Consider the following 2,836-nt stretch of genomic DNA (forward strand, 5'->3'; position numbering starts at 1 on the left):
ATTTTTCCCTAAAACATCAAAATAAATTTTTGTTTGGGTTTCTTTTTTGCAAAGGTTAAAAATTTCAGTTGCCAATTCGATTTGATTCGGAATATAATTAAATAACATATTCACATCGTGTTTTTCTGTAATCCAATCAATAAGTTGCGCCATATATTTGGCTGGATACGTTTTGTCTATCGAACTACCTATAATACTTAGCATTATAGTTTTTTTAGAAGAATCAATACCGTTTTTTTGAAATAGATTTTTGGCAAACTCCGTTTCTTCTTTGTTGACATACAATTTCGGAAAAGTTTCCAACTCTATTTTTAATTTTAAAGGTTTTAATAACGACAACCGCTGTTCAATAATTAATCCTAAATTAGATGTAGGAATTTGCGATTTTTCAACTGTTCGATTAAAAATTAAGCCTCTATGTTTTTTGTCAAACGAAATTTTAGTCTTAGCTCCCGAGAAAATAACGGGCAAAAAACTTTCAATTTTAGTATAAGCATCAATAACTAAATCGTATTTTGATTTTCTGATTTCTAAAAGAAATTTAAAAAATGCCCATTTGCTTTTTCGATACTTTTCTTTAAACAAAACAAGATTATCAATCGACTTGTTCCCTTGTAAAACCGCAATGGTAGATTCATATACCATATAATCGATAATGGCATTTGGGTAAGCTTTTCGCAAATTGTCACACAAAATGGAAGTTACCAAAACATCGCCAATCATTTTTTGTTGTATAACTAGAATCTTCATTTCTGTTTTTTGTAAATTGTTGCTCTAGGACTTGTCCAAGTTTTATTGGCTAATGCCGAAAAGTAATATGACATCAAATTTTTAAAAATCAAAATATTTACTTTTAATTTGGGCACAAAAAAGAATATTAAGCCCAAAATAAGCATTAAAAATTTTTCAATAATTAAAGAAAAGACTAGCAAAAATTGAATTATAAATTGTTGAAACCCTTTAGAATGATCGTTAAAAAAAACGTGTTGCGAAATCAGAACTTCCGTTTTAGTCAACGCTTTGGTTTTAATATTAATTCGCGATGCCCCACCGTGTTTGTGTAAAATGGAAACATTCCGAATCAAAGCTACTTTTCCACCTACATCAATAATACGTTTGCAAATATCGACATCTTCAAAATAGAGCCAATATTTTTCGTTCCAACCGTTGATTTTTTCAAACCAATTTTTGCTCATAAATATGACAGCACCAGTCGCCCAATCTGGAAAAATAATGTTTTTATCAGAACTAAAATCAGACTTTATTTTATTCTTTATTAAAAATTTCTGTAATGCTCTAAAAGGACCAAAAAGCGTTTTTAAACTCGGAAAAAATCGAACTTCTTTGTATTTTTTTTCTTGTCCATCAATTTGTGAGCAGGTTGCAATACCAAAATCAGGATTATTTTTAGCAGTTTGCCAAAGTTCATAAATAGCTGCTTCGTTGGCAACAGTATCAGGATTTAAAAAAAGTAAAAACTTACCAGTAGAAGAATTTGCACCCACATTACAGCCATTTGCAAAACCATTATTTCCAGAATTTTCTACGAATTTTATTTTAGGAAATTGAATTTTAAAAGCATCCAACTTTTCATCGCCAGAACAATTATCCACCACAATAGTTTCCATCGAAAATCGAGTGTTTTCAATATTTGATAACGCTTCAAGACATTCGCTCAAAGCATTCCAACTTTTATAATTCACAATAACGATAGAAACATCAATCATAAAATACTGTTTAAACCGCGACGATATATTCCCTCAACGCATCATTCAAAGAGGTTTTCAAATCCGTCGAAGGTTTGCGTTTCCCGATAATTAAAGCACAAGGCACTTGAAATTCGCCCGCTTCAAACTTTTTAGCATAACTTCCTGGAATCACTACCGATCGGGCAGGAACAACACCTTTATATTCAATAGGTTCAGCACCTGTTACATCAATAATTTTAGTCGAAGCCGTCAAACATACATTGGCCCCCAAAACTGCTTCTTTTTCTACACGAACACCTTCAACCACAATACAACGAGAACCAATAAAAGCACCATCTTCAATAATCACAGGAGCCGCTTGCAAAGGTTCTAAAACGCCACCAATACCAACACCACCACTCAAATGTACATTTTTACCAATCTGAGCACAACTTCCAACAGTAGCCCAAGTATCGACCATCGTGCCTTCATCCACATAAGCTCCAATATTTACATAACTTGGCATCAATATTACACCTTTGGAAATATAAGCACCAAAACGAGCCACAGCAGGCGGAACCACACGTATTCCTTTCTCGGCATAACCCGTTTTTAAAAGCATTTTATCGTGGTATTCAAAAATTCCAGATTCCCAAGTTTCCATTTTTTGAATCGGAAAATACATAACCACTGCTTTCTTGACCCATTCGTTTACTTGCCACCCATTTTCAGTTGGTTCAGCAACTCTTAATTTACCTGAATCTAGTAAATTAATCACTTCTCTAATTGCTTTTGTAGTTGTTTCTTCTTGTAATAACGCTCGATTTTCCCAAGCCTGTTCTATTGTATGTTGTAAATTCATCATCAAAAAAATATTTTAACAAATATAAAACCTTTTTCTTTAGAAGCGAATGGCTTGGGCATATTTACTAATGTAATTCCTGCTTTTCGTTTCAATCTTTTTAAAATTGTAACACTTCGACAAGCTCAGTGTGACAATTTCAAAAAGGATTTCCACTTCAATCAGGGCTATCAGACTAAGTTTTGGGCATTTTTATAAAGTTTTAGGCTATCTTTTTTTAGAAAATTATTTTGTATATTTGTGTATCAAAATCTATCGCTATGGAAACGCTAACTATTCAATTTGA

Annotated in this window: 3 protein-coding genes; all 3 read right to left on the reverse strand. The window is 32.4% G+C overall.

All coding sequences use genetic code 11. The annotated features are described in order from the left end of the window. The coding region (locus RMO70_RS13135) for a glycosyltransferase family 9 protein (RefSeq protein ID WP_310556893.1) at positions 1–750 on the reverse strand (750 nt) is incomplete at its 3' end. Next, a complete protein-coding gene (locus tag RMO70_RS13140; protein WP_310556894.1) occupies positions 747–1,727 on the reverse strand; it encodes a glycosyltransferase family 2 protein in 981 nt (326 codons plus the stop codon). The genes RMO70_RS13135 and RMO70_RS13140, both read right to left, overlap by 4 nt. Positions 1,728–1,737: 10 nt before the next feature. Then, a complete protein-coding gene (locus RMO70_RS13145; RefSeq protein ID WP_310556895.1) occupies positions 1,738–2,553 on the reverse strand; it encodes a 2,3,4,5-tetrahydropyridine-2,6-dicarboxylate N-succinyltransferase in 816 nt (271 codons plus the stop codon). Between the last annotated feature and the right edge of the window lie 283 nt (positions 2,554–2,836).

This window comes from Flavobacterium sp. (assembly GCF_031422135.1).
GTDB lineage: Bacteria > Bacteroidota > Bacteroidia > Flavobacteriales > Flavobacteriaceae > Flavobacterium.